The following is a 3,365-nucleotide window of genomic DNA, read 5'->3' on the forward strand; positions in this document are numbered from 1 at the left end:
TTGGGAAGAGCGCCTAGTGAAGCGGAGTTGTATTTAGCACATCAACAAGGTGCAGGAGGAGCCGCGCGGCTTTTGCAAAATCCCCATGCCAATGCGGCGCAAATTGTTGGGAGCAATGCGGTTGGCTTGAATGGTGGAAACAACGCTATGCGTGCAAGTGATTTTGTCAACCGTGTATTACAGATGTATGGTGGGCAGCCTCATAGAGCAAGTCCTACAGCGCATGGTGGCATTAGAAATAGAGACAACTTGTTAGAGGTTTTAAGGGCATTATTAGCATCACAAGAAGAGGCTTCGGAAGAAGAAGAGAGTGATGATGATAATCCTTTGATGACGCAATTCATGCGGGCGTTTTACGGACCATTTTACCGGAATTAGGATTTATGAGAGATGTCAACGATCTATGATTGGTCGCTTAGAGCGGCGGATAATACGCGCGTAGATGATTTGATTGATTGGTCTGAAGGACAGCATCCTAGCAGTGTGAACACGAGCGCCCGTGTGATGATGCAGCGCGTAAAGGAATACTTGTCAGACACGGGTGGAGAGCTTGAAGGCATTGTTACAAATGATCATGTCCAACAAACGAGTGTGATACGAGTTGCAAGCAGCTCACAGTTTTTAGAGTATAAGAATGGTATCGTTTTGCGCTTTATGGCTATGGGTAAGAATGTTGGAGCGACCACGATTGTCTTAAATGCTTTAGATGGCAAGCCGGTTTATAAGGCAACGGAAACGGGTTTATCGCTTTTATCAGGGGGCGAAATCCAACAAGGGTGCATTTATACATTGTTTTATAATGGAGATCATTGGCATCTTGTTAATCCTACCTCTATCCCTTTAGAAGAAGAAAGCAGTCTTTATCCCACGGGTTTTATAGGAACGTTTGGAATGCGCGGGATTCCAAAGGATTGGTTAATTTGCGATGGGAAGGCTTATTTGCGTCGTGATTATCGTGATTTATTTGAGACGATAGGAACGGTTTGGGGAGAGGGGGATGGCGTTACGACATTTAATGTTCCGGATTTTCGAGGGATGTTTTTACGGGGTGTTGATGGAGGGCGCAATATTGATGAGGGGCGTTCTTTTGCAAGTGTGCAAACAGATTTAATCGAGTCTCACCAACATCAAGGACAGAGCCTTTCGATGTCTCATTTTACCAGCAACGAAAACTTTTGGGATGGGAATACGACAGATGTATTGGGCTATCGTCTAGGCTTGTTTGGGGGGAGCTCTCTAGCGAATTTTATGGGTATAGAGCGTGAGAATTTAGGAGGCTACATTGTAAGTTCTTATACTCTTGATGAGAGCCAAGAGGTTGTTTTGGAGAGCACTGGTGAAGGCGAGACGCGTCCAGTAAATGTGAGTGTTCTGTTTGCGATTAAGACATGAGGTGTAAGATGTCGACGATCTATGATTGGTCTTTAAATGCCTCCTTGAATGCCTATTGTGATGATTTAATAGATTGGTCAAAAGGACAACGTCCTAGTAGTCTGAATAATAGTGCTCGTGTGATGATGCAGCGTGTGCGTGAATATTTATCCGATACGAGTGGTGTGATTGAAAGCAGTTTTACGGTTGATGCTGAACAACAGACGACGTTGATAAGACTTCAAAGCCAATCGGCATTTTTAGAGTATAAGAATGGGATATCAGTTTGTTTTAAAGCAAAGGGCAAGAATGTTGGGAAAACCGCAATTGCCTTGAATGATTTAGCCGGTAAGCCGGTTTATAAGGCAACGGAATTAGGTATCCGTGCATTATCTGGAGGTGAGCTTCAAAGGGGATGCATTTATAGCTTGGTTTATAGGGATCATGCTTGGCAAGTTTTAAATCCTACGCCTCTCTCTTTATCACCAGAACCGGTTATTCCCATTTATCCGACAGGGACGATAGGGATTTTTGGGATGCAAGTTTTGCCGGATGGTTGGTTGCCATGTGATGGAAAGGCTTATTCGTGCAGTGATTATCCTGCTCTTTATGAAGCGATAGGGATCAGGTGGGGTGGAGCTGATACTTGGAACAAGTTTAACGTTCCCGATTTGCGTGGTGTTTTTTTACGAGGTGTTGATGATGACCGCGAGATAGACCGCTTTCGTTATCTTGGCACTTTACAGAATGACGCAATAAGAAAGCATGATCATAGTGGTCAATCCTTTACGATTTTGAATGATGAAAATCAGGAAGAGAGTTGGCATGGTGATATGACGATCATCTGGGGGTATGTGTTGAATGACCAGCAAAGGTTGAAGCTTGCTGAACGTTTGGGTGTGCGGGCAGAGGATATACGCGTGCACCATAAGCTTGCCTTTCCCCATTCCCACCTTCATATGCGTGATGTTGCATTGGCAAGTTCAGGTGTAAGTGAGACGCGCCCGATTAATATGAGTGTTGTGTTTGGAATCAAGACGTGAGGTTCAGATGTCCACGATTTATGATTGGTCTTTAACGGCATCTGAGAATGGTGGTGCTGATGCTTTAATTAATTGGTCAGAGGGACAGCACCCTAACACGGTTAATAATAGCGCTCGTGTGATGATGCAGCGTGTGCGTGAATATTTATCCGATACGAGTGGTGTGATTGAAAGCACTTTTACGGTTGATGCTGAACAACAGACGACGTTGATAAGGCTTTTAAGCCAATCGGCATTTTTAGAGTATAAGAATGGCATATCAGTTTGTTTTAAAGCGAAAGGCAAGAATGTTGGGGCGACAACAATTGCTTTAAATAATTTAGCCGGTAAGCCCGTTTATAAGGCGACAGAAAATGGTTTATTAGCCTTATCGGGAGGAGAGATACAAGATGGCTGTCTTTATACGCTTGTGTATGATGAAGAGCTTATGGGTTGGCAAGTTCTCAACCCGACAAGGGGCAAAGTTTCTTCCTTAAAACGCTTACCTTCCGGTCTGATAGGACCGTTTGCAATGGAACGTTTGCCGGATGGTTGGTTGCCATGTGATGGGAGTGCTTATTCACGGTATGTTTATTGGGATTTATTTTCTGCGATAGGAACGACGTGGGGAGAAGGAGATGGCGCCACGACGTTTAATGTTCCCGATTTTCGGGGGCTATTTTTACGGGGACTTGATAATGAACGCAATTTAGACCCTTGGCGTTCTTTTGCAAGTCTTCAAGGCTATTCTTTGAAAGGGCATGAACATTTTATAGGTCCCGCCTCTTCTGATGGTCGTTCTTCACGAAAAAAACGGGATATTTCTTCTTCTGAAGCGCCCGTGACAAGGCGAAAGAGAGCTATAGACGAAGAGTGTGTAGGTTTGAGTGGGGATGCCTTGGAAAGGTGTAATCAAGAATTTGACCAAATAACAGGAAGTCCACAGGTAGAGACCCCCTTTTGGTTTACAGA

General features: G+C 44.3%; 3 protein-coding genes and 1 pseudogene. All 4 read left to right on the forward strand.

Annotated elements, in window-relative coordinates; all coding sequences use genetic code 11:
• Positions 1-378: pseudogene (locus tag ACFILW_RS08760) on the forward strand (lytic transglycosylase); the annotation flags it as partial.
• 12 nt (positions 379-390) lie between these two features.
• Positions 391-1,392: a phage tail protein gene (locus tag ACFILW_RS08765; RefSeq protein ID WP_375685578.1), complete on the forward strand. Its 1,002-nt coding sequence runs from the start codon at positions 391-393 to the stop codon at positions 1,390-1,392.
• Between the two features lie 8 nt (positions 1,393-1,400).
• Positions 1,401-2,414 (forward strand): phage tail protein, encoded by a 1,014-nt coding sequence (locus ACFILW_RS08770; protein WP_375685579.1) that lies wholly within the window; start codon positions 1,401-1,403, stop codon positions 2,412-2,414.
• 7 nt (positions 2,415-2,421) lie between these two features.
• The coding region (locus ACFILW_RS08775; protein ID WP_375685580.1) for a phage tail protein at positions 2,422-3,365 on the forward strand (944 nt) is incomplete at its 3' end.

Source organism: Bartonella sp. TT110JLCBS, assembly GCF_042193405.1.
GTDB lineage: Bacteria > Pseudomonadota > Alphaproteobacteria > Rhizobiales > Rhizobiaceae > Bartonella.